The organism is Micromonospora sp. NPDC051006, from assembly GCF_044456245.1.
Lineage (GTDB): Bacteria > Actinomycetota > Actinomycetes > Mycobacteriales > Micromonosporaceae > Micromonospora.
Map to the genome: position 1 here is coordinate 203,580 of NZ_JBITFP010000004.1, position 21,227 is coordinate 224,806.

The 21,227-nt window shown below is 72.3% G+C and carries 18 protein-coding genes, 1 tRNA gene and 1 pseudogene; 5 read left to right on the forward strand and 15 right to left on the reverse strand.

The genetic code is table 11. The features are described from left to right. Both ACIBBA_RS09565 and ACIBBA_RS09570 read right to left on the reverse strand, forming a co-directional pair. Entirely contained in the window at positions 1 to 2,448 is a 2,448-nt protein-coding gene (locus ACIBBA_RS09565) for a glycoside hydrolase family 2 protein (RefSeq protein WP_396695489.1), read from the reverse strand. A gap of 83 nt (positions 2,449 to 2,531) precedes the next feature. After that, positions 2,532 to 3,368, reverse strand: coding sequence for a copper resistance protein CopC (locus ACIBBA_RS09570; RefSeq protein ID WP_396695491.1), 837 nt, complete (start codon positions 3,366 to 3,368; stop codon positions 2,532 to 2,534). A 102-nt stretch (positions 3,369 to 3,470) separates the two neighbouring features. Here ACIBBA_RS09570 and ACIBBA_RS09575 point away from each other — a divergent pair, with 102 nt between their 5' ends. Then, positions 3,471 to 3,926, forward strand: a complete 456-nt coding sequence (locus ACIBBA_RS09575) for a hypothetical protein (RefSeq protein ID WP_396695493.1) — start codon at positions 3,471 to 3,473, stop codon at positions 3,924 to 3,926. Positions 3,927 to 3,932: 6 nt separating this feature from the next. Next, positions 3,933 to 5,294 (forward strand): hypothetical protein, encoded by a 1,362-nt coding sequence (locus ACIBBA_RS09580; RefSeq protein ID WP_396695495.1) that lies wholly within the window; start codon positions 3,933 to 3,935, stop codon positions 5,292 to 5,294. Between the two features lie 46 nt (positions 5,295 to 5,340). On the opposite strand, the gene ACIBBA_RS09585 is transcribed toward ACIBBA_RS09580, so the two are convergent. From ACIBBA_RS09585 to ACIBBA_RS09610, 6 genes are all read right to left on the reverse strand, one after another. Next, positions 5,341 to 6,093 carry a zf-HC2 domain-containing protein gene (locus tag ACIBBA_RS09585; RefSeq protein WP_396695497.1) on the reverse strand — a complete coding sequence of 251 codons (753 nt, stop codon included), beginning with the start codon at positions 6,091 to 6,093 and terminating at the stop codon, positions 5,341 to 5,343. Positions 6,094 to 6,173: 80 nt separating this feature from the next. Further along, the gene (locus tag ACIBBA_RS09590) at positions 6,174 to 6,743 is read right to left on the reverse strand and encodes a sigma-70 family RNA polymerase sigma factor (protein WP_396695499.1); all 570 of its coding nucleotides are present in this window, start codon (positions 6,741 to 6,743) and stop codon (positions 6,174 to 6,176) included. 148 nt (positions 6,744 to 6,891) lie between these two features. Continuing rightward, positions 6,892 to 7,518, reverse strand: coding sequence for a response regulator (locus ACIBBA_RS09595; protein ID WP_396695501.1), 627 nt, complete (start codon positions 7,516 to 7,518; stop codon positions 6,892 to 6,894). Further along, a complete protein-coding gene (locus ACIBBA_RS09600; RefSeq protein ID WP_396695503.1) occupies positions 7,515 to 8,786 on the reverse strand; it encodes a sensor histidine kinase in 1,272 nt (423 codons plus the stop codon). Before ACIBBA_RS09600 ends, ACIBBA_RS09595 begins: the two co-directional genes overlap by 4 nt. A 5-nt stretch (positions 8,787 to 8,791) precedes the next feature. Further along, complete coding sequence (locus ACIBBA_RS09605) at positions 8,792 to 9,247, reverse strand: ABA4-like family protein (protein WP_396695505.1); 456 nt, start codon at positions 9,245 to 9,247, stop codon at positions 8,792 to 8,794. After that, entirely contained in the window at positions 9,244 to 10,170 is a 927-nt protein-coding gene (locus ACIBBA_RS09610; RefSeq protein WP_396695507.1) for a hypothetical protein, read from the reverse strand. Before ACIBBA_RS09610 ends, ACIBBA_RS09605 begins: the two co-directional genes overlap by 4 nt. Before the next feature lie 166 nt (positions 10,171 to 10,336). Here ACIBBA_RS09610 and ACIBBA_RS09615 point away from each other — a divergent pair, with 166 nt between their 5' ends. Beyond that, positions 10,337 to 11,086 carry a glyoxalase gene (locus tag ACIBBA_RS09615; RefSeq protein ID WP_396695509.1) on the forward strand — a complete coding sequence of 250 codons (750 nt, stop codon included), beginning with the start codon at positions 10,337 to 10,339 and terminating at the stop codon, positions 11,084 to 11,086. Between the two features lie 50 nt (positions 11,087 to 11,136). Here the strand turns inward: ACIBBA_RS09615 and ACIBBA_RS09620 are convergent, their stop codons facing one another. The 3 genes from ACIBBA_RS09620 to ACIBBA_RS09630 all read right to left on the reverse strand — a co-directional run bounded on the left by ACIBBA_RS09620 (position 11,137) and on the right by ACIBBA_RS09630 (position 14,052). Further along, positions 11,137 to 11,778: a hypothetical protein gene (locus ACIBBA_RS09620; RefSeq protein WP_396695510.1), complete on the reverse strand. Its 642-nt coding sequence runs from the start codon at positions 11,776 to 11,778 to the stop codon at positions 11,137 to 11,139. Positions 11,779 to 11,892: 114 nt separating this feature from the next. Beyond that, positions 11,893 to 13,434, reverse strand: a complete 1,542-nt coding sequence (locus ACIBBA_RS09625) for a TROVE domain-containing protein (protein ID WP_396695511.1) — start codon at positions 13,432 to 13,434, stop codon at positions 11,893 to 11,895. Positions 13,435 to 13,989: 555 nt separating this feature from the next. Beyond that, positions 13,990 to 14,052: transfer RNA gene (locus ACIBBA_RS09630), tRNA-OTHER, on the reverse strand. A gap of 147 nt (positions 14,053 to 14,199) precedes the next feature. On the opposite strand from ACIBBA_RS09630, the gene sthA reads away from it, so the two are divergent. After that, positions 14,200 to 15,603 (forward strand): Si-specific NAD(P)(+) transhydrogenase, encoded by a 1,404-nt coding sequence (sthA, locus tag ACIBBA_RS09635; protein WP_396695513.1) that lies wholly within the window; start codon positions 14,200 to 14,202, stop codon positions 15,601 to 15,603. 114 nt (positions 15,604 to 15,717) lie between these two features. Here the strand turns inward: sthA and ACIBBA_RS09640 are convergent, their stop codons facing one another. The 4 genes and pseudogenes from ACIBBA_RS09640 to ACIBBA_RS09655 all read right to left on the reverse strand — a co-directional run bounded on the left by ACIBBA_RS09640 (position 15,718) and on the right by ACIBBA_RS09655 (position 20,455). Beyond that, the gene (locus ACIBBA_RS09640; RefSeq protein WP_396695515.1) at positions 15,718 to 16,326 is read right to left on the reverse strand and encodes a hemerythrin domain-containing protein; all 609 of its coding nucleotides are present in this window, start codon (positions 16,324 to 16,326) and stop codon (positions 15,718 to 15,720) included. 167 nt (positions 16,327 to 16,493) lie between these two features. Further along, positions 16,494 to 17,333 carry a manganese catalase family protein gene (locus ACIBBA_RS09645; protein ID WP_396695517.1) on the reverse strand — a complete coding sequence of 280 codons (840 nt, stop codon included), beginning with the start codon at positions 17,331 to 17,333 and terminating at the stop codon, positions 16,494 to 16,496. A gap of 198 nt (positions 17,334 to 17,531) precedes the next feature. Next, the gene (locus tag ACIBBA_RS09650; protein ID WP_396695519.1) at positions 17,532 to 17,990 is read right to left on the reverse strand and encodes a hypothetical protein; all 459 of its coding nucleotides are present in this window, start codon (positions 17,988 to 17,990) and stop codon (positions 17,532 to 17,534) included. Positions 17,991 to 17,993: 3 nt separating this feature from the next. Further along, positions 17,994 to 20,455: pseudogene (locus ACIBBA_RS09655) on the reverse strand (molybdopterin oxidoreductase family protein). A 238-nt stretch (positions 20,456 to 20,693) separates the two neighbouring features. On the opposite strand from ACIBBA_RS09655, the gene ACIBBA_RS09660 reads away from it, so the two are divergent. Next, positions 20,694 to 21,218, forward strand: a complete 525-nt coding sequence (locus ACIBBA_RS09660; RefSeq protein WP_396695521.1) for a DUF421 domain-containing protein — start codon at positions 20,694 to 20,696, stop codon at positions 21,216 to 21,218. The last annotated feature ends 9 nt before the right edge of the window (positions 21,219 to 21,227 follow it).

The following is a 21,227-nucleotide window of genomic DNA, read 5'->3' on the forward strand; positions in this document are numbered from 1 at the left end:
TCAGGTGGAACGTCCCTGCGCCACCAGGTCGTTGACGCAGCGCAACACCGGTCGGGTGGTGAGCGCCGCCGGGTCCAGCGCGGCGCCCGAGCGCACCGTGAAGGTGGCGGACTCACCGGGTAGCAGGGTGACCAGGGCGTCGTCCACGGTCGCCGCCGGGTCGAGCCGGTCGGGGAAGAGCGTCAGGTCGCGCAGCACCGTGCGGGCGGTGATGCGGACCCGCTGGCCGTCGCCGACCGGCTCGACCACCGCGTCCCACGCCGCCGGCGGCCAGGCGGTCTCCTTGTCCTCGGTGAAGAACCAGAGCGCCCGCCCGGCGGGCTCCCCGGCGTCGGCGACCAACAGCTCGCGCCGGGCCTCGTCGGGTCGGGCCAGCTCCGCGGGCAGGGCGAGGGTGACCGAGGAGTACGCGGGCACGTCCAACTCCAGCGAGGTCTTCGCCCGTGGCTCGCCGGTCAGGGTCAGCCGGGTCACCGCCGCGCTGGCCTTCCAGTCGGTGGGCCCGTCGTTGACCGCGACCAGGGCCAGCCCTTCGCCGCGTGGCTGCACGGTGAGCAGCCGGTCGGCGTACGCGCGGCGCAGCGCGTACCAGAGCGGCTTGCGGCGGCCGTCGCCGTCCACGGCCGACCAGGAGGTGACCGGCCAGCAGTCGTTGAGCTGCCACACGATGGTGCCCATGCAGACCGGCCGGTGCGACCGGAAGTGCTCCACGCCGAGCTGGATGGCCCGGGCCTGGTTGAGTTGGGTGAGCCAGTGCCAGTCGTCGAAGTCGCGCGGCGCGGGCAGGTGGGCGTCCAGTCCCCGCTGGAGCTTGGCGTCACCGTCGGCGGCCTTCTGGTGGTGCGCCATCCCGGGGGAGTCGTGCGCGAGGGGCTCGTCCGACAGCGCCCGGCGCAGCGTGGCGTACGCGGGGGGCGCCTGGTAGCCGAACTCGGCGACGAACCGGGGCAGATAGGCGCGGTAGCGGGTGTAGTCGTGGGTGTTCCACACGTCCCAGATGTGGGTGGTGCCGCGCGCCGGGTCGTTCGGGTGCACGTCCTCGCTGCCGGACCACGGGCTGCCCGGCCAGTACGGTCGGGTCGGGTCCAGCTCCGCGACGATCCGGGGCAGCAGCTCGAGGTAGTAACCGCGCCCCCACGTGCGCCCCGCGAGCGGCTCCTGCCAGTCCCAGTCGTGCCAGGCCCAGATGTTCTCGTTGTTGCCCGTCCAGAGCACCAGGCTGGGGTGCGCGGCCAGCCGGGTCACCTGCTCCCGCGCCTCCGCCTCGACCTCGGCGCCGAACGGCTCCTCCTCCGGGTACGCGGCGCAGGCGAAGAGGAAGTCCTGCTGCACCAGCAGCCCCAACTCGTCGGCGAGGTCGTAGAAGTCGTCGGACTCGTACCGGCCGCCGCCCCAGACCCGCAGCAGGTTGACGTTCGCCGCGGCGGCCTGGCCCAGCCGCTCGGCCAGCCGATCGCGGGTGATCCGGGTGGGGAAGACGTCGTCCGGGATCCAGTTGACCCCGCGGACGAAGACCGGCACGTCGTTGACGTGCAGCGCGAACGGCGAGCCGTGCGCGTCGGGCGCGGTGTCCAGGCGTACCGAGCGGAAGCCGATCCGTCGCGACCAGCTGTCCAGCGGCTGGCCGTCCGGACCGAGCAGGGTCACCTCCAGCGGATGGCGGGCCTGCTCGCCGTATCCGCGCGGCCACCAGCGCGCCGGCTCGCGGACGGTGAGGGTCAGCTCGGTCGCGACGTCGCCGGCCGGGATCGTCGCGTCGACGGTGACGCCGCCCACCGCGGCCCGGACGGTCACCGGCTCGCCGGACGCCCGCTCGATCTCGACGTGCAGCTCCACCCGCCCGTCGGCGCCTTCGAGCGTCACCAGCGGCCGTGCGGTCGCCAACCGGGCGGTGGACCAGGCGTGCAGGCCGATGTCCTGCCAGATGCCGGCGGTGACCAGCGTGGGCCCCCAGTCCCAGCCGAAGTTGCAGGCCATCTTCCGGATGAAGTGGAACGGCTCCGGGTAGGCGTTCGGCCGGTCGCCGAGCCGGTCCTGGTGCGCCGCGGCGTAGCGGTAGGCGGAGTCGAACCGTACGACCAGGGTGTTGTCCCCGGGCCGCAGCAGTGACCGGACGTCGAACCGGTAGCCGCGGTGCATGTTCTCGGTGCGTCCGACCTCGACGTCGTTGAGGGTGAGCGTGGCCACCGTGTCCAGACCGGCGCAGACCAGGTCGACCCGGTCGTCGGCACCCGGCTCGTGCCGGAACGTGGTCCGGTAGACCCAGTCGGTCCGCCCGATCCAGGCCAGCCCGCGCTCGTTGTCGTCGAGGAACGGGTCGGGGATCAACCCGGCGGCGAGCAGGTCGGTGTGCACGCACCCGGGTACGGCGGCCGGTACCGTGCGCCCGGCGATCCCCTCCGGGACCTGCGGCCCGGGCACCGCCTCCAGCAACCATCCATCGTGCATCGGGATCACGATGTCACCGCCCTCTTCCTGGTGCGAACCGAAGCCGTACGGGCCGCGCCAGCGCCTCGACGCGGCGGTCCGCGTCAGCGCCGGCGCGGACGCCCCTTCGCGCCGGCGGTGCCGGTGCGCCCGCTCATCTTGGCGGGCCGCCGCGCGCCGGTGGCGGGGGACCCCCGCCTGGCGGCCGGCGTGGGGGAGGGACGGCGGCGTGCGGCGACGACGACGACGGCGGCGACGACGGCCAGGATTATGCCGGGCACGAGCCATGGCCCGATGCCACCACCGGAGGAGGAGGTCGCGGCGTCCGCGGCGGCCGGGGTTTCCGACGCCGCCGCCGGCGTTCCGGCCGTCGCGGAGCTGGCGGGCGTGCTGTGGCCGCCCTCCACCAGGGCGAGCAGTTCGGGGGCGGGATCGTTGGTCGGTGGCGTCCAGCCGGCCGGTGCCGAGGTCGTCGGACCTCGGTAGTCGAAGGTGACCGCGCCGCGTACCGGTTCGCCGTCGGAGGCCACCGAGAGGTAGCTCGCGGTGTAGCGGCCGGTGGCCGGCCAGTGCGCCACCGACACCACGGCGGGGAATCCGACGTGGTAGAGCCGGGGTTCGAACGTGCCGTTGACCAGGAAGTACTCCTGGACCGGCTTGTCCAGGCGCTTCGGCTCCCCCTGGGACCAGTTGCTGTCCACCCGGGTTCCACCCGGGCCGCTGATCGTGAAATGGGCGTTCGCCGCGGGCTTCTCGGTGAAGTAGAGCTTCAGCTCGGTCAGCGGCTGCTTGACCACGCTGCCGGTCAGCGGGGTGGAGGTGGCGAGCTGCCCGTGCGCGGACGCCGGTGCGGCCGGCAGCACGATGCCGGCGAGCACGACGGCCAGTGTTGCCGCCACCCGGGCCAGGAGGTGACGGAGAGTGGTCGTCGTCGATTGCATTCGTTCATGATGGTCATTCCCCGGACGCCGAACAAGACGTAAAGTTCATGATCCCGACGGTCAGACCGACATCTGCCCCTTCGCGTCGTTCGGAGCCCGCCCGTGTCCGTGCGTACCCCTGGCGTCGCCATCGCCGCCGCGCTCGCCAGCCTGCTGCTCGCCGGTTGTGGGGGTGGCGCGGACGAGCCAGCCGCCACCGCCTCGCCGGTCGCCCCCAGCACCAGCGTCGCCGCCCCGACGACGGCGGCGGCCGCCTCACCCACTCCGGCGGTCACCACACCGGCGGCGTCGCCGGTCGACAAGCAGATCACGGTGACGGTCGCCAAGCGCCGCGTCGACCCGCCGACCGGCCGCATCACCGTCGCCAAGGGTGACCTGGTGCGGATCACGGTCACCTCGGACGTCCCCGACGAGCTGCACGTGCACGGCTACGACCTGGGTGCCCGGCTGCCGGCCGGAAAGGCCGGGTCGGTGGAGTTCCGCGCCGACCGGACGGGCCTGTTCGAGGTGGAGACGCACGAGACCGAGCTGGTGCTCTTCCAGCTCGTCGTCCGCTGACCCGCCGTGGACGCCCGTTCGGTGCTGGCCCACGGCGTCGGCGGACGCCAGGACCTGCCGCTCTCCCTGACTCAGCTGGTCGTGGCGGCCGCGATCACCCTGGTGATCACCTTCCTGGCGTTGGGGGTGCTCTGGCGCGAACCCCGCTTGGACGCCAGCGGTACGGCCGGTCGGCCGGTGCCCGCGCCGCTCACCAGGATCGTCGACGCCCCCGCCACCCGCTGGGTGCTGCGCGGGCTCGGCCTGCTCCTGGCCGGCTGGTTCTGCGTCGGTCTCCTCGGGGGCCCGGACACCCCGGACAACCCGACCGCCGGCGTTCTCTACGTGCTGGTCTGGGTGGGTCTGGTGCCCGCGTCGCTGCTGCTCGGCCCGGTCTGGCGGGCGGTCAGCCCGCTGCGGACGGTGCATCTGGTCGCCGTCGGGCTGCTCCGTCGTGACCCGGAGGCGGGGTTGCGCGCCCTGCCGTCCGCGGTCGGGCTGTGGCCGGCGGCCGTGGGGCTGTTCGCGTTCGTCTGGCTGGAGCTGGCCGCGCCCGAGCGGGCCACCCTGCCGGTCATCGGCGCCTGGCTCGTCGGCTACACCATCTTCCTGCTCGCCGGCGCGGCGCTCTACGGCGCGAACTGGTTCGCGCGCGCGGACCCCTTCGAGGTGTACAGCGCGCTCATCGGCCGGCTCGCGCCGGTCGGCCGCACCGCCGACGGCACGCTCGTCTGGCGCAACCCGCTCGACGGCATCGCCGGGCTGCGCCCGCAGCCCGGGCTCGTCGCCGTGGTGACCATCCTGCTCGGCTCGACGATGTTCGACAGCCTCTCCAACGCTCCCGGCTGGCTGCGGTTCGGCCAGGAGAGCGGGCTACCGGCGGTGGTGACCGGCACCGGTGGGCTGATCGTGGTCATCGGCGCGGTCGCCCTGGCCTACCTGGCCGCCACCCGAGGCGCCGCCCGCCTGGGCGGCTCCGCTGCGCGAGCCGCCGGCGGCGTGGAACCGGTCGCGCCCGGGCGGGTGCCGGGCGAGCTGGCCCACTCCATCGTGCCGATCGCAGTCGGCTACCTCATCGCGCACTACTACTCGCTGCTGATCCTCGAGGGGCAACGTACGATCGCGCTGCTCTCGGACCCACTGGGCACCGGCGCCGACTGGCTGGGCACCGCCGGCTGGGAACCCCGTACCGGCCTGATCACCCCGGACGGCGTCGCCGCCCTGCAGATCACCGTCATCATCCTCGGCCACCTGCTGGGAACCCTGCTCGCCCACGACCGGGCGCTGCACCTGTTCCCCCGACTCCGGGCGGTCACCGGGCAGCTGCCGCTGCTGGCGCTGATGGTCGCCTACACCGTCGCCGGCCTGCTCCTGCTCTACGCCGGCTGAACGCGGGGGGAACTGCCGCCGAGGCTCGAAACCGCTCCGCGAGGGATCAGGCCGCGCGCCGGCCGGAGGCGTGGGCGGAACCGGGGTACGGCGACGGAAGCAGCCGCAGCGCCGGCGGTTCGGGCTGCGGTTCGCCCGGGAGATGCCACTGCGCGCCACCGGAGCGGTCCCGCTCGGCCGGGCCGCCCGGACGCAGCCCCGGGCGGGACAGGGCGACGACGATGGCGTAGCCGGCGAGCAGGAATCCGTGACTGACCAGCCGGCTCGTGTCCACCCGCCCGGTCACCATGTCGTTGACCGACAACAGCACCAGCGTGGCGACGAACGCGCTCAACATCGGCACCAGACCGGTGGGCGGCGTACGCCGGGTGGCGACGAAGAGGAACCCGGCGCCGACGGCGACGTTCCAGGCCGCCGACTCGTGCCACAGGTGCCCGGAGGCCAGTGCGCCAGCCGCCGCGTGGGCGTGCGCACCTGTCGCGCCCCGGCCGATCTGGGCCAGACCCACCAGCAGCTGAAGTGCCCCGACCAGCCCCAGGGCGGCGCGGAGGGTGAGCACCAGCCGGTGGCGGCGGCGTGGCGCCCGCGCGGGCAGCGCGCCCAGCACGACGTCGGTGAGGTCCGGGCCAGGGACGCTGACCGACAGCCGGGCCCGCCGGGTCACCGCCGCCGCCTGGTCGAACCACGTCCGGCAGTCCCGGCACTCCGTCAGGTGGGTCTCCGCCGCCGCGCGCTCGGCGGCCGTCTCCTCGCCGTCCAACTGCGCGGACAGCATCTCGCGCCACTGCTCACACCCCATGTACGGATAGTCGGCGCACAGCGCGCGTTGGTTCCCGCGACTTCCGCAGGTCGACGCAGGTCAACCGGGACGCGCCGGGCTCACCCGGTCGCGTCGCCGCCCCGGCGCCCGCCGGAACCGGACCGGCTCCGCACAGCGTAGACGAGCTCCTCCCGGGCGCGGGCCACCCGGGAGCGGATGGTGCCGACCGGGCAGCCGCACACCTCGGCCGCCTCGGCGTAGGAGAGGCCGAGGATCTGGGTGGCGACGAACGCCTCACGCCGCTCGGCCGGCAAGCCGGCGACGAGTTGTTCCAGCACCACCTGCTGGTCGAAGCCGCTGCGCGACACGTCCGGCGTGTCATAGCCGTCCGGAATCCACACGGTTCGCGGGCGAGCCATCACAGTGCGTAGGTGATCGGCGGCGACCCGGCGTGCGATGGCCAGCAACCAGGTGCGCGCCGACGACCGACCGGCGAAGGACGGCAGCGCCCGCACGGCCCGCAGGAACGTCTCCTGGGTCAGGTCGTCCGCCTCGGCGGGGGAGACCAGCCCGGCGAGGAAGCGCCGAGCCTGCTGCTGCGTCGCCCGGACGAAGCGGACGGCCGCCTCCCGGTCGCCCCGACCGGCGGCCAGCGCCCACGCGGTGATCTCCGCGTCGTCGTCCGCCATCCGGCACCTCCGCGCGAGACCGCTCCCCGGCCGGAACCGACAGCAGCCACGACAGCTCGTAGTAGTAGCTGGGCGGAAGCGTACCGCAACGAGGGCGTCGCCAACGGCACTGCTGGGGCCGCGACCGGACCGGAGCGATCAGCGCGGGTCACGCCCCGCGGGCGAACAGGGCCAGGCGTACCCGATTGGGGCTGTCCGTCTTGGCCATCAGGTTGGTGATGTGGGTCTTGACCGTGGTGACGCCGATGTGCAGCCGGTCGGCGATCTCCGCGTTGGACAGGCCATCGGCGACCAGGTCCAGCACGTCCTGCTCGCGGGCGGTCAGCCCCTGCACCGACCGCGGCGCCTCGGCGCGGGCGTGCACCGCGCGTTGGACCAGGCGCTGCAGCACCTCGTGACTGAACGGGCTGTCACCCACGGCGGCTCGGCGGATGCCGTCGAGCAGGTCGGCGGGGGGTGCGTCCTTGAGCAGGAACCCGCAGGCACCGGCGGTCAGTGCCGGATAGAGATGATCGTCGTCGCCGAACGTGGTCAGCACCAGCACGCGGGTAGCGGGGCGTTCGGCGAGGATCCGGCTCGTCGCGGTGATCCCGTCCACGCCCGGCATGCGCAGGTCCATCACGACGACGTCGGGCAGGAGCCGCGCGGCGAGGGAGATCGCCTCGCGGCCGTTGTCGGCCTCGCCGACCACCTCGATGTCGGGTTGGGCTTCGCAGAGCATGCGCAGCCCGGCGCGGATGAGGTGCTGGTCGTCGACCAGCAGGACGCGGATCATGCCGGCTCCGGCGCGGGCGAACCGGACGGTGCGTCGAGCCCGCGGGCGATTGGTGCGGCGGTGGGGGAGGCGGCAGCCGTCGGCACGGAGCCGGCGGTGACGACCGGGGCCGGCAGGACGGTGCGGACCCGCCAACCCGCGCCGGCCGGGCCCGCCTCCAGCCGGCCGCCGAGGACCTCGACCCGCTCGCGCATACCGGTGATGCCGTGACCGCCCCCGGGCGGCACCGCCGCCGACGCCCGTCCGCGCCCGTCGTCCGCCACTTCCCAGTGCAGGGCCCCGTCGCGCACGGCGACCACCAGGCGGGCCAGCGCGGCCGTGCCGGCATGCTTGGCCACGTTGGTCAGCGCCTCCTGCGTCAGGCGCAACACCGCGAGGCCGCGAACCGCGTCGAGCGAGCCGATCGCCGGGTCGATGTCGGTCTCCACCGTGACACCGGCCTGGCGGGCGCGATCGACCGCCGCGCCGAGCGCTGAGGGGAGCGCCGACGGCTCGATGGCGGTCAGCGCCGCATCACCGCGTACCCCGTCGGGGTCGCGTAGGACCGCGACCAGCCGGCGCAGGTCCGCCAGAGCGGCGGTCCCCGTGCCGTGCACGTCGTCGAAGACCTCGCCCACCCGCGGCTCCAGGTCGGTGAGCACGTGCCGGGCCACGCCGACGCGCAGCACCATGGATGCCACGTGATGCGCGACGACGTCGTGCAACTCGCGGGCGATGGCGCTGCGTTCGTCGGCGCGCGCGGCCCGGTTCTCCGACTCCCGCCGTCGTTGCTCCTCCTGCGCCCGCTGCACGGCCTGCCGGCCGAGCTCCCGGTTGGTCCGGATGACCAGGCCGAGCAGCAACGGCAGACCGACCTCCAGGGTCAGCCCGAAGACACCCGAGGCGACCCGGCCGATCGGGTCGCCGATCGAATCGGTCAGGTCGACCCCGGCCAGCAGCGCGGTGCAGAGCCAGATGGTCCGTGACCGACGCGCCAGCATCGTCACCTCGAGCAACGCCCAGCTGGCACCCACCTGGTTGACCATGATGTCGTCGATCAGCGGGATCGCGACCGCCAGCAGCGCGGCCTGCGTCACCAGGTTGACCAGCGGCCGGCGGTGCAGCGCCAGCGCCGCGGTGAACCCGACCGCCGCGAGGATCCACTGTGTCGCGGTCGGTGGGTGCCCGGCCTGGGTGCCGAAGACCAGGTAGCCCACGCCGCTGAGGTCGAGCAGCACCATCCGCACGAGCGAGTCCCGCAAGTCGAAGAGTCGCCCCGCCCGTCCCACGGGGATCAGCCTAGGCGCTGTGGCTCGGGGGTACGAGCGACCGACGGACGCGGCCACCCGCTCCGGACCCCGAGGTAGGCGGCCAGGCCGAGCGGTCCGAGCAGGATCGTCAGCACCAGTACCGGCGCCATGATCAGTGCCGGCACCGCCCGTTCCCGGCTGTCGAGCCACGCCCAACGGCCGGCGAACAGGTCGAACGCGATCAGGTGTGCCCAGGCCGCCGCCGCGCCGTCGGCGCTGCTGAGCAGTTCGCGCACGCCGTCCAGGGTGGGCGAGAGCACCGCCGGCAGCACCTCGCGGTAGGCCGGGATCACCAGCAGCGCGTAGATCACCAGGACCGGCAGCACGATCAGCGGCGAGTTGACGATCCGAGCGGTCCACGACCAGCGCGGCAGCAGGATCATCAGCGCCCAGAAGGGCGCGGCGAGCGCGAACGTCAGGGTGAACAACGTCGAGGTCATGCGGCCAGCGCCAGTTCCGGGTCGCGCCGGCGCGTCACCACCAGGGCCGCCGCGGTCGCGGTCGCGAGCACCAGGGCCGCCACCGCGGCCAGCGTCAGCGCGTCCGGGCGCAGCAGCGGCTGTCCGCGCAGGGCCTGCCAGGTCAACAGGACCGTGAGTACGCCGTACGCCCCACCGGCGACGACCACGAGCCCCGCCCGGGCGCGCTCGTCCAGCCGGGTCAGGAACCGGTTGAGCAGGATCGCCAGGATCGGCAGCGCCTGCAGGGCGTGCAGCCCCACGAAGTGCCCGATGCGCAGGTCGCCGCCGGTGGTGCTCCAGCCGACCAGCGGCAGTCCCGATCCGCCGTCCGGTGCGCCGACGGCGTGCGCCCCGGAGATCCCGTCGATCCCCGGCTCCTGCATCGGCAGCACCATCGGTATCGCCGCCAGCATGCCCAGCAGGGACAGGCCGAGCCCCCACGCGACCGCGCGGGCGGCGACCCGGTCGGGAATGCGCCGGATCAGCACCACGATCCCGATGACGAAGTGCGCGACGAACAGCACCATGATCGCCGCACCCATCGCCGTGAAGAGGGCGGCATTCAGGGGGCTGGTTCCGTTGAAGTGGCTCGTTTGCCCGCGCACGACCTGCCCGACGATCAACGCCATCTCGATCACCGCCATCGCGACGATGACGGTGCCCGCCCACTCCGCGGTCCGGCTGCGGCGCGGCAGCAGCGAGAGCATCCAGGCGAGGGTGGTGCCGTACGCCACGAAGGACACCGCGAACTTGAACGGCTTGAGCCAGATCGGCGCGCCGGTGAGGACGCGCGAGTCGACGAGAACGCCGACCGCGGAGACGACGGCGAGCACCGCCATCGCGGCGACGAAGAGCATCAGTGGGCGGTGCCAGTGTGCCGCCCGGCGCAGGTCGATGGTCATGCCTGTAGATGCTCGTGAACCCGACCGCCGATCGCGTCCGACCGCGAGCCCCGGTTGCGGCCGGTGGTCCGAGCGCCACCTCCTCCCCGGGTAGGAGGAAAGGCGGTCGTGCCTCATCGTCGGCGCTGGCACAATGGCCGGCCTGTCGACCGGACCGGGAGTGGCCATGACGACCAACGAGGATCGTGTCCAGCCCAACGAGACCACGGTGCCGCTGCTGCACTGTGTGTCGCCGGAGGAGACCCTGGCGTTCTGGCGGGCGCTCGGGTTCGAGGTGACCTACGAGCAGACGAAGCCGTACGTCTACCTGGCTTTCTGCTGGAGCGGTCTCCACCTGCACTACGGTCCCGCGCCGAAAGACCTGGACCCGGCGAAGGAGAACACCGGCGGCTGCCTGGTGATGGTCGACGCTGTCGCGGCCTACCACGCGGCGTTCACCGACGCGATGCGCGGCGCCTACGGCAAGGTGCTCGTCAAGGGCCAACCCCGGATAACCCGCTACCGGCCCGGCGCGTCGCGCTTCACCCTCATCGACCCGTCGGGAAACAGCATCATCTTCATCCAGCGCGGCGAGCCGGCGGAGCTGGAGTACGGCGGCTCGAAGCGGTTGCAAGGGCTGGCCCGGGTCCTCGACAACGCGCGGATCCTGCGCGAGTTCAAGACCGACGACCGGGCCGCCTTCCGGGCACTCAACTCGGGGTTGCGCCGCCACGGCGACGGCGCACCGGTCGTCGAGCAGGCGTTGGCGCTCGCCGGCCTGATCGACCTGTCCATCGGGCTGGGGGAGCCGGAGCGGGTGCCGGACTGGGGCACCCGACTCCAGACGCTCCCGTTGACCGCCGAGGAGCGGGAGCAGGTGCGGGCGACCGTCGCCGACCCTGCCGTGCTGGGGCCGTGGCTGCCGGAGGCGAGCTGATCAGCGGACGAGAGGCCCCCGGTGCGGCGCCGCTCGTACCGTTCGCCGGGTCAGGAAGGCCGACGCGGCGCGGCGTACGCCAGCGGCAGGGGAGCGGGCTGGCTCTCCCAGGTGCCGGCCAGCCGGCTGCCGGGCAGGGCGGCGTGGTCACCGATCCGCCGGACGACGGTCAGTTCGACCGAGTCGGTGATGATCCGGGTCGGGTCGCCGTCCGCCACCTGCTCGATCGAGCCGATCCGCGGGACATCGGCCTGCTGCGGTCCGTCCGCGGTGATCGCCATGCTCGGCGCGCGAGACTCGCGTCGGCCGTCCTGCTCGAAGTACTCCTCCGCCTGACCGGCGTTCGTGAGGATCGCGGTGGCCAGCGCCGCGGCGTAGACCGGGTCGCCGCAGGCGTCGTACACCCAGCGGCGGCCCAGCACGGAGTGCTCGCAGGTGCCGACGAGCCACGCCTCGGCGCCGTCCAGCGGCGCGCCCCGGTAGGTCAGCGGCACCTGGTGCACCGGCCCGGCGCCGGCCCGGACCAGCATGGTCTCGATCCCGACCTCGCCGGCGGGGTCGTCGAAGCGGTACGCCGCGACCCGTTCGAGGCCGACGCCCGCCTCGCCCTGGAACCAGGGGCGCGCGGGAAGCCACGCGGTCAGAAGCTCGATCTTCGTCGGGTGCAGTTCCGCCCGGTGCAGCAACGCCATACGCCGGATCATAGGGACCGCCGCCACGGCAGGCGCCGGCCGGTGGCGCCTGCCGTCACCCCCGGCCCGACCTGCCTGGCGATTCCGCGCGTCACCGGGCGATCGCCGCGCCGGTCAGAAGGGCCAACTGTCGCGTGATCCGGCCTCGATGAGCGGAACCATCGCGAACGCGGCGTCGGAGAGACCGCCGAAGGTGTGCCGGTTGCCGACGGTCGGCGTGTGCCCGACCCGGTATCCGGCCAGGTTCCAGGTGTACACCGGCACCTGCGCGGGCACCGCGGCGGCGACATCCGCCGCGCCGTGCCAGTGGGCCTGCTCGTCGGTGAGGAGGACCACCCGGTCATGCCGGTCGTAGTGCTCACGTACCGCCTTCTCGGTGTCGGTGCCGCCACCGTAGAAGTAGCCGCCGTCCTTGAACCGGCGCACCGCAGCCAGCACCGACTCGCCCGCCACGGTCGGGAACACCCGGCTGGCATTGGAGAAGGAGACCACCGTGGCGGCCTGCGCCCGGGCCGCCAGCGCGAGGCCGAACACCGTCGCCGCGTCCCAGCAGCGCAGCGTGCCGTCCCTGCTGAACCCACTGTTCATCGAACCGGACGTGTCGATGAGGATGAGCGTCCGCCCGTCCAGCGCGGGCACGTTCACCAACGCATGCTGCAACGCCTTCTCCAGGGGGTACGCCCACCGCAGGCTCGGTGCCGCGTTGTACGCCGACAAGAAGCGCATCGGCAGTACCCGCGACGCGGCGACCTCGCCCGGGTCGGAGAGCTTGGCCGCCACCGTCTCCGCGACGGCGTCGCTGACCCCGGCCTGGTCGAAGTTGCGCAGGTTTCGCAGCAGCGCCAGGTAGCCCATGCTCGGGATGATCGCCTCCCACGCTGCGGCGTCCATCGCGCTCTGCCGCCAGCCGGCCAGCGCCTCCCAGGTCATGCCCCCCGCGTACAGCACGGCCGGGTCGGTGACCTCCGGGCGCTGCTCGACCGGCAGCGCCATGAGCTCGGCCCGCGCCGCCAGCATCGTCAGCGAGGCCGGCAACGGGTTGTCCCGCCGGTGCCGCCGGTCCAGCGCGTGCCGGAACAGGTCACCCTGTCGCTCGTCCTTCGCGGTCGGGTGGGTCAGGTCGATGACGTCGCCGAAGCGCACCCGGCTCGCGTCCGAGTCGTACTTGAGCAGGCTCCGCTCGGTGTACAGCCGGGCGGCCGCGTCGGCGATGCCGCGCTTCACCGGCTTGGGCAGCGTTCGACCGTGGCGGCCCAGCCAGTACGCGAGTGCCTCGCCGGGCTCGTCCGCACGCTGCAACGCGGCGTCCACCACGGCGCGCGAACCCGGAATCGCTGCGGCAACCTGTGCGCGAGCACCCTCCAGTGCCGCCACTACGGACGCCGTGCGCAGCATCGCGCCCGTCCGCAGCCACGGCACGAAGCGGGCGAACCAGTCGGGGTCGGCCACGGCCACGGCGGCGATCAGCTCCCGGAAGCGGCCGTCCCGGTCGGCGGCGCCCTCGTAGAAGGTGTCCTCACCGACCATGTTCGAGACCCCGAGCAGGAACAGCTCGATTCGCGGCTCGCGAGTGAAACCCGGCGCGCCCTCGGCGGTGACGGGCCGGTGGCCGGCCGCGTGCCGGTTCGGGCGCAGCCTGAAGTTGAACTTGGCCATGACGTCCCCCTCGTCAGTCGCTCGGGAGGACGCCGACACACCAGACACCCGAGATCAGAGTCGGCCACGGACCATGTCCGCCGCTCTGTCCGCTTGAGCTATCCACCCGAGGGTGTCGGGGGACTCGAACCCCCATCTGCGGATCCGCAAAGTAGCCGTGGCCTGCGCACCGGGTGTGTGGTGTGGTCGCGCCTCCCGAGATCGATGTCGACGACGGAGGCCCTTCACGGGGGCTCCAGCCCCTCCAGATGTAACCGTCGTCTGCGCACCGGGAAGTGCGGTCACGACCGTACGGCGGTGCCGACGGCCGGGCAACGCAGTTTGCCATGTCGTGATCATGGTTGCGGCGCGCACGCCGCACGCCCGAGATCAAGATCGGACACGGCGTTTGCGGTTTCGAACCGCAGGGCCCTCTGCGGGCCCATCACCAATGAAGTAGCCGTGTCCTGCGCACCGGGCGTGCGGCGTGAGCGCACCCCCCGAGATCGAAGCGGCAACGGAGACTGGCCCTCGCGGGCCAAGGTGACCTGGGCCGCTGGTCGACGCCACCCGAAGTGGCGGCAGGATTCGAACCTGCGTCTCCCCGTTGGGAGCGGATGTAGCCGTTGCCTGCGCACCGGGAGGTGCCCCACGACGGTAAGGGGACCCACCGGGCGCCAGCAAGCCAGATCCGGCTGCCAGGCGCCCCTGCCGACCAGGCGGAGCATCGGCTGGCCGGAGCCGGGGGTCTGGCGTGCGCCGCGACATCTTGCGACGCTAACGCTCGTGTATGACTACGACCTGTTGGTGCTGGGTTCCGGACCCAGCGGTCAGAAGGCCGCGATCGCCGCCGCCAAGCTGGGCAGGCGAGTCGCCATCGTGGACCGCCGCGACATGATCGGTGGGGTCTGCATCAACACCGGCACCGTCCCCTCCAAGACCCTGCGCGAGGCGGTGCTCTACCTGACCGGCCTGAGCCAGCGGGACCTCTACGGCAGCAGCTACCGGGTCAAGGAAGAGATCACGGTCAGCGACCTGGCCGCCCGGACCCAGCACGTGATCAGCCGGCAGACCGACGTCATCCGTAACCAGTTGGCCCGCAACCGGGTCGTGATGATCACCGGCACCGGGCGGTTCGCGGACGCGCACGCGGTCTGGGTGGACGGCGGCTCCGGGCGCGAGTCCAGGGTCACCTTCGACAAGCTCGTCATCGCCGCGGGCACCCGACCGGCCCGCCCGGAGAGCGTCGACTTCGACGACCGGACGATCGTGGACTCCGACGGTGTCATCAACCTCCAGGCGGTGCCCCGCAGCATGGTCGTGGTCGGCGCCGGCGTGATCGGCATGGAGTACGCCTCCATGTTCGCCGCCCTCGGTACGAAGGTGACCGTGGTGGAGCGCCGCGACCGGATGCTCGACTTCTGCGACGAAGAGGTCGTCGAGTCGCTCAAGTACCACCTGCGCGACCTCTCGGTGACGTTCCGCTTCGGCGAGGAGGTCGCCGCCGTGGAGAAGCACCAGACCGCCGCGCTCTGCATCCTGAAGAGCGGCAAGAAGATCGCCGCGGACACCGTGATGTACTCGGCGGGCCGTCAGGGCCAGACCGACGACCTGGCGCTGGAGGCGGCCGGCCTGGCGGCCGACCGGCGCGGGCGGATCAAGGTCGACGCGAGCTACCGCACCGCGGTGGAGAACATCTACGCGGTCGGCGACGTGATCGGCTTCCCGGCGCTGGCCTCCACGTCCATGGAGCAGGGCCGGCTGGCCGCGCAGCACGCCTGCGGCGAGCCGGTCCGGGAGATGCACGAGCTGCAGCCGATCGGCATCTACACGATCCCGGAGATCAGCTTCGTCGGAAAGACCGAGGAGCAGCTCACCGAGAGCTCGACGCCGTTCGAGGTGGGCATCGCGCGCTACCGCGAGCTGGCCCGCGGTCAGATCGTGGGTGACTCGTACGGCATGCTGAAACTGCTCGTGTCGCCGGACGACGGCCGGCTGCTCGGCGTGCACGTCTTCGGGACCGGGGCCACCGAGATCGTCCACATCGGGCAGGCGGTGATGGGCTGCGGCGGCACCGTCGACTACCTGGTCGACGCGGTGTTCAACTATCCGACGCTGGCCGAGGCGTACAAGGTGGCGGCGCTGGACGCCTCCAACAAGATCCGCAACATCACCCGGATCGACGGCTAGTAGCCGGCGCGATGGCTGGCTGACGACATCCGCATCCGGACCTTCGGCGAACGCGGCGTCGGCCAGCCCGCCGCACGCCGGCAAACGCGCTCCCGGACAGGGTCGGTCCGGTCGTCACGCCTGACGCCGCTGTGCGTGCTCGCGCGACTCCTTCTCGTCCCGGTGCGACTCTCGCCAGTCGCGCACCGCGTCGCGGACCCGGTCGAACAGGGCCATGGGTGGTCCGGCGACGAGGTTCGCCCTCGCGGATTCCCCGCTGTGCGGGTGTGGGCGGGTCGGCGCGGTGGCCTCCGCGGCCCGGAGCGCGCCGGCGAGCCGGTGCAGCTGTCCCGGGGAGGCGCTGCGGCGCAGGGCCGGAAATTCCTCGGTCTCCTCGTGGCTGGCGTGGCCGATGACGGCGTTCGCGAGCTGTGTCAGCTTCGCGTCGAAGTCCGGGTGCTCGGTGCCGAGGTCGTACAGCGCCGCCAGGTCGCGCTTGGCCTGGTCCTCTTCGCGCTTGCGCGGCTCCACCAGCGCGCTGCCGTCTTCGATCTTCCGTGCGGCTGTGGGGTGGACGACGATCTCCTCGGCGCTCTCGTGCACGGCGAGCAGCCGTACCAGGCTCTCGAACAGTTCGCGCTTTTCGGCGCCCTGCGCCCGGGCCACCTGGCCGAACAGGCTCTTGATCTCGTTGTGCTGCTCGACCAGGAGATCCAAGACATCTTGTTCACGACTCGCAGTCATCGCCCCACCTCCGTATCCGCGTGAACCGCGCCTTCCCGCGCCGCGAGCGTTCATGCCCCCAGCTGATTGCTGCCTGCCCGGGCCTCGCGGCGGGACGGCGCCTGGTCCGCCACCGTGGCGGCGGACCAGGCGTCGCGGGACGTTCCCCGCCCGGCTGCTCGTGCTGGTCAGCCCCGGGACGGTCCCGGCATCGTGCCGTAGAGCCGGGGGTCCGCCGGGGGCAGCATGGGTGCGTCCGCGTGGGCCGTCGGGTTCGCCTGGTAGCTGAACTGTCCCTTGCCGTCCGGGGCCGGGCCGGAGGCCCAGCGTCCCTCCGCCGCCTCCTCGCCCTCGGAGAAGTTGATGTACTGGTAGGCGAACTCGGTCTCCTGCTCGGCGTCCGGGAACGCCTCGGGGACCGGCATCTCCTCGAGCCCGTCCGCCTTGAGCTGTTCGATCGCGGCGAGCCACATGTTCTGGTGCATGGTGTCGCGGGCCAGCAGGAACCGCAGCATCTGCTTGACGCCGGGGTCATCGGTCATGTTGAACAGCCGCGCGACCTGAAGTCGTCCCTGGGCCTCCGCGGTGACGTTGAGGTGGAAGTCGGCGAGCAGGTTGCCGCTGGCGGTGATGAAGGCGCCGTTCCAGGGCACCCCGTTGCTGTCCACCGGCAGTGGACCACCTCCGGAGTGGATGAAGTGCGCCGGATTCGACCCGGAGTAGATCGCGGTCAGCATCGGGTTGTCCTCGGCCGCCGCTTCCTGGACCGACAGTGGCGCGCTGTCCAGCAGGCGGGCGATCATCGTGCAGATCATCTCGACGTGCCCCATCTCCTCGGTGCCGACATCGAGGAACAGGTCCTTGTACTTGCCGGGGAGCCGGCAGCTCCAGCCCTGGAAGAGGTACTGGTTGGCGACGGTCATCTCGCCCCATTTGCCGCCCAGCACTTCCTGCAGGCGGCGGGCGAAGGCGGCGTCGGGGGCGTCTGGCTTGGCCTCGAACTGTAGATCCTTGACGTGGCTGAACACGGTGTCCTCCTCGTGGAAGTGCGTACCGTGCTCGTACCCGGTTGCCTGGCCTGGCCGGGCCAACCGGCGGCCCCGCCGGGCCAGCGCCGACGCGCGCCGGCTCGGGCGTGGGGGAGCGGCTGGACGCGACCGTTCAGCGACCCGACCCCGTGCTGACCGGGCGGGCCCGCACCTGCGACCGGGACGGAGCGGTGGCGATCACTCGGCGACGACGAGCGCCTGCGGGGCGGCCTGTTTCATCCGGGTACGCAGCCACTTGAGCTGGATGGCGGTCTCCTCCTCGCAGCGCTTGACGACGGCCAGGAGTTCCTCGTCGCGGGCGCCGTAGGCGGCTTGGCCGACGACGGTCCAGGTGATGTCGCACTCGGCGGCCATCAGGTAGAGGTCCTGCAGGTCACGCAGCAGCCCGAGGCCGCCGGTCCGGGTGCCGGTGAACAGCTGCGAGTACAGCCGGTCGGGTTCGGTGGCGACGTCCTGCGCGTATCGGGTCGTGAAGGGCCGCAGCCGCTCGGCGTGCGCGTCGCAGCGTCGCGCCTGTTGCTGGCAGAGGTGGAAGATGTCCGGCTCCTCGGCGTGGGCCTCGCCCACCTGCCGGAACGCGCTGGCGAGGTTGGTCTGGGCACGGTGGAGCAGGCCGAGGTAGTGGGCGAGGTGCACCGCTCATCTCCTTTCGCTGACGGATTGCGCGGCCGGCCCGCCGACAGTGTCCGGCACCGGGCCGACGACGGGGGCGCTGCCGCCGACGGTGGGCGCCGGCGACGGCACGCCGCCGCCGTCGGCCAACTTGGTGACCGCGACGGCCGCCACCTTGAAGATGGGCTGCTTGGAGACCGGGTCCCAGGCGGTGAGGGTGAGTTCGTTCGCAGCCCGGGGTGTCCGGTCGTGCGGGTCGACGTCGAAGTAGCCGTAGTGGAACGGCAGGAACACCACGCCGGGGCGGATGCCACAGAGCCGGGCACGGGCCTGGATGCCGCCGCGTGGTGAGGCGACGCCGACAGGTCGCCCTCGGTGATGCCGAGGCGGCCGGCGTCGTCCGGGTTGAGCTCCACCCACACCTCGGGGGCGGCGGCATCCAGCTGCGGGGCGCGGGCGGTCTTGGTGCGGGTGTGGAACTGGTAGACGGTGCGGCCGGTCGTGAGCAGCATCGGATGCTCGTCGTCGGGCACCTCTGGAGACGGCTGGTAATCGACGGTGTGCAGGAAAGCGCGGCCGTTCGGTTCCTTGGCGCGGTACTCCGGCTCGGTGAACTCGGCGCCGGTGGCGAGGTCCTGCCCGTAGGTCTCGCAGTAGTCCGGATCGGTGGGGAAGACACCGTCGGAGTAGAGCCGTTCGGTGCCGTCGGGGTGCTCGTCGGTGCACGGCCACTGGATGCCGGAGCCGCCACGCAGCCGGTCGTAGCTGAGGCCGGTGTAGTCGCAGGGCCGGCCACGGCTGCACTCCTTCCACGCCTCGAACACCTCCTCCGGCCCTCGCCAGGGGATCAGCGGTTTGCCGTCACGGTCGCGGAAGTCCATGCGGCGGGCGTAGTCGAGAAGGATGTCCAGGTCGGGGCGGGCCTCGCCGGGTGGTTCGACCGCCTTCTCGGAGAGGTGCACCGTCCGGTCGACGTTGGTGAAGGTGCCGGTCTTCTCGCCCCAGGTCGCGGCGGGCAGCACCACGTCGGCCAGCTCCGCCGTCTCGGTCAGGAAGAGATCCTGCACCACCACGAACAGCTCCGGCTGCTTCAGGATCCGCCGGATGCGCGACAGGTCGGGCAGGGACACCGCCGGGTTGGTGGCGGTGATCCAGAGCAGCTTGATCGAGCCCTGCTCGGCGTACCGGAAGATCTGCATGGCATGCGTCGGCGGCGCCCAGTGCGGGATCATGTCGACGTCGACGTTCCAGAGCCGGGCCAGTTCTTCGATGTGCGCGGTGTTCTCCCAGTTGCGCAGGCCGGGCAGGTCGCCGTTGGCGCCGGCCTCCCGGGTGTTCTGCGCGGTCGGCTGGCCGTTCATCTGGTAGATGCCGGCGCCCGGGCGGCCGATCATGCCCCGGATCAGGTGCAGGTTGTTGACCGCGCAGGCCGCGGCGGTGGCCTGGTTGGACTGGTAGAAGCCTTGGAGCACGGTGGAGAGCAGCCGCTGCGAGGCGCCGAGCAGTTCGGCGGCGCGCTCCACGTCGGCGGCAGGCACGTCGCAGATGTCGGCGACCCGTTTCGGCGGGTAGCCGTCGACCACCCGGCACAGCTCCTCGAAGCCGATCGTGTGGGCCGCCAGGTAGTCGCGGTCGTACCAACCGCGGCGGATGATCTCGCGGAGCAGGCCGTTCATCAGCGCCATGTTGGTGCCGTTGCGCACCGCCAGATGCAGATCGGCCTCCCGGGCCACCGAGGTCGCGCGCGGGTCCACGGCGAGCATCGTCGGCGGGTTCGGCCCGCGCCGGCGGTCCAGCATCCTCATCCAGAGCACCGTCTGGGTCTCCGCGGCGTTGTGCCCCCACAGGGCGATCGCGTCGCAGTGGTCGATGTCGGTGTACGAGCCGGGCTGACCGTCCGTGCCGAAGCTCGCCTTCAACGCCGCCGCCGCGGTTGCGGTGCAGAGCCGGGTGTTGCCGTCCATGTGCGGCGTGCCGAGGCCGGCCTTGCCGATGACGCCGAGGGCGTAGTACTCCTCCAGGAACAGCTGTCCGGTGGTGTAGAAGCCGAAGTGCCCCCAGCCGCCCGGGCCGTCGAGCAGTTCCTTCGACCGGGCGACGACCCGGTTCATCGCGGTGTCCCAGTCGGTCTCCACCAGCCGGCCGCCGTCGCGGACCAGCGGCCGGGTCAACCGGTCCGGGCTGTGGTTGGCCTGCCAGCCGTAGAGGTCCTTCGGGTCGAGCCGGCCCCGGTTCACCCGGTCCACCGCCCGACCGCGCACCCCGACAATCCGGCCGCCCGCCACCGCGATGTCCATCGCGTCGCCGTTGGAGTGCAGCACCGAGGCGGACTGCGCCCAGCGCTCCACGTCCGACTCGCTCCGGCCGTCGGCGAGGAAGCGGTCCACCCGCACCGGCCACTGCTCTCCCGGCCCGTACGGCGTCCGCTCACCCCACGGATCGGCGATCCGATCGACCACGACCCTCTCCTCTCCCCGGGGCGCCCGCATCGGCGTGGGCCGCCCTGTCACCCGGCGCTGTCCCCGTCCACCGGCGTCACCAGCGTCACCGCTCTGCCCGCTTCCCCGAATCGGTTACTTCTCCGGAAACCCGATCGTCACACCCATCGGGGTGGGGCAGTGCGAAACGTGCGAACTGGGGTGGTGCGTCTCGACGCCGGTGGCGCCGGTGCCGCGGTAGGTCCAGTCGGCCTCGCATGGCCGGCGGCCACCCGGGTAGCCCCCGGAGGTGACGGACTGGGGGAAGGTCGTCGTTCCCGACACCCCGCTGCTGGAGATCGTCGCGCGGGGCAGTGCCATCTACCTGACCCTGTTCTTCATGCTGCGGGTCCTGCTCAAGCGGGAGAGCGGCACCACGGGCGTGACCGACCTGCTCGTCATCGTGCTCATCGCCGACGCCGCCCAGAACGGGATGTCCGACGACTACACCTCGGTGACCGACGGGATCCTCCTCGTCGCGGTGATCATCGGCTGGTCGTACCTGCTGGACGCGCTCGCGTACCGCTGGCCGGCCGCCGCGAGGATCATTCACCCCGGCTCCCTGGTGCTGGTGCGCGACGGCCGGATGCTGCGCCGCAACATGCGCCGTGAGCTGGTGACGGAGGAGGAGTTGCGCGGTCAGCTGCGCGAGCAGGGCGTCGAGGACCTCGCCGACGTGCACGAGGTGCGGATGGAGTCCGACGGGCAGTTCAGCGTCATCGTCCGCAGTGGCAACACCCCGCACCACAAGCCTGGCAGGCGGAGGGCGCCGTGACCCGTTCGC

What these genes read in the sequence shown, in the direction of transcription:
- ACIBBA_RS09565 (WP_396695489.1), bottom strand. Translation starts at nt 2,448, where the DNA reads ATGCACGATGGATGGTTGCTGGAGGCGGTGCCCGGGCCGCAGGTCCCG.
- ACIBBA_RS09570 (WP_396695491.1), bottom strand. Translation starts at nt 3,368, where the DNA reads ATGCAATCGACGACGACCACTCTCCGTCACCTCCTGGCCCGGGTGGCG.
- ACIBBA_RS09585 (WP_396695497.1), bottom strand. Translation starts at nt 6,093, where the DNA reads ATGGGGTGTGAGCAGTGGCGCGAGATGCTGTCCGCGCAGTTGGACGGC.
- ACIBBA_RS09590 (WP_396695499.1), bottom strand. Translation starts at nt 6,743, where the DNA reads ATGGCGGACGACGACGCGGAGATCACCGCGTGGGCGCTGGCCGCCGGT.
- ACIBBA_RS09595 (WP_396695501.1), bottom strand. Translation starts at nt 7,518, where the DNA reads ATGATCCGCGTCCTGCTGGTCGACGACCAGCACCTCATCCGCGCCGGG.
- ACIBBA_RS09605 (WP_396695505.1), bottom strand. Translation starts at nt 9,247, where the DNA reads ATGACCTCGACGTTGTTCACCCTGACGTTCGCGCTCGCCGCGCCCTTC.
- ACIBBA_RS09610 (WP_396695507.1), bottom strand. Translation starts at nt 10,170, where the DNA reads ATGACCATCGACCTGCGCCGGGCGGCACACTGGCACCGCCCACTGATG.
- ACIBBA_RS09615 (WP_396695509.1), top strand. Translation starts at nt 10,337, where the DNA reads ATGACGACCAACGAGGATCGTGTCCAGCCCAACGAGACCACGGTGCCG.
- ACIBBA_RS09620 (WP_396695510.1), bottom strand. Translation starts at nt 11,778, where the DNA reads ATGGCGTTGCTGCACCGGGCGGAACTGCACCCGACGAAGATCGAGCTT.
- ACIBBA_RS09625 (WP_396695511.1), bottom strand. Translation starts at nt 13,434, where the DNA reads ATGGCCAAGTTCAACTTCAGGCTGCGCCCGAACCGGCACGCGGCCGGC.
- ACIBBA_RS09640 (WP_396695515.1), bottom strand. Translation starts at nt 16,326, where the DNA reads ATGACTGCGAGTCGTGAACAAGATGTCTTGGATCTCCTGGTCGAGCAG.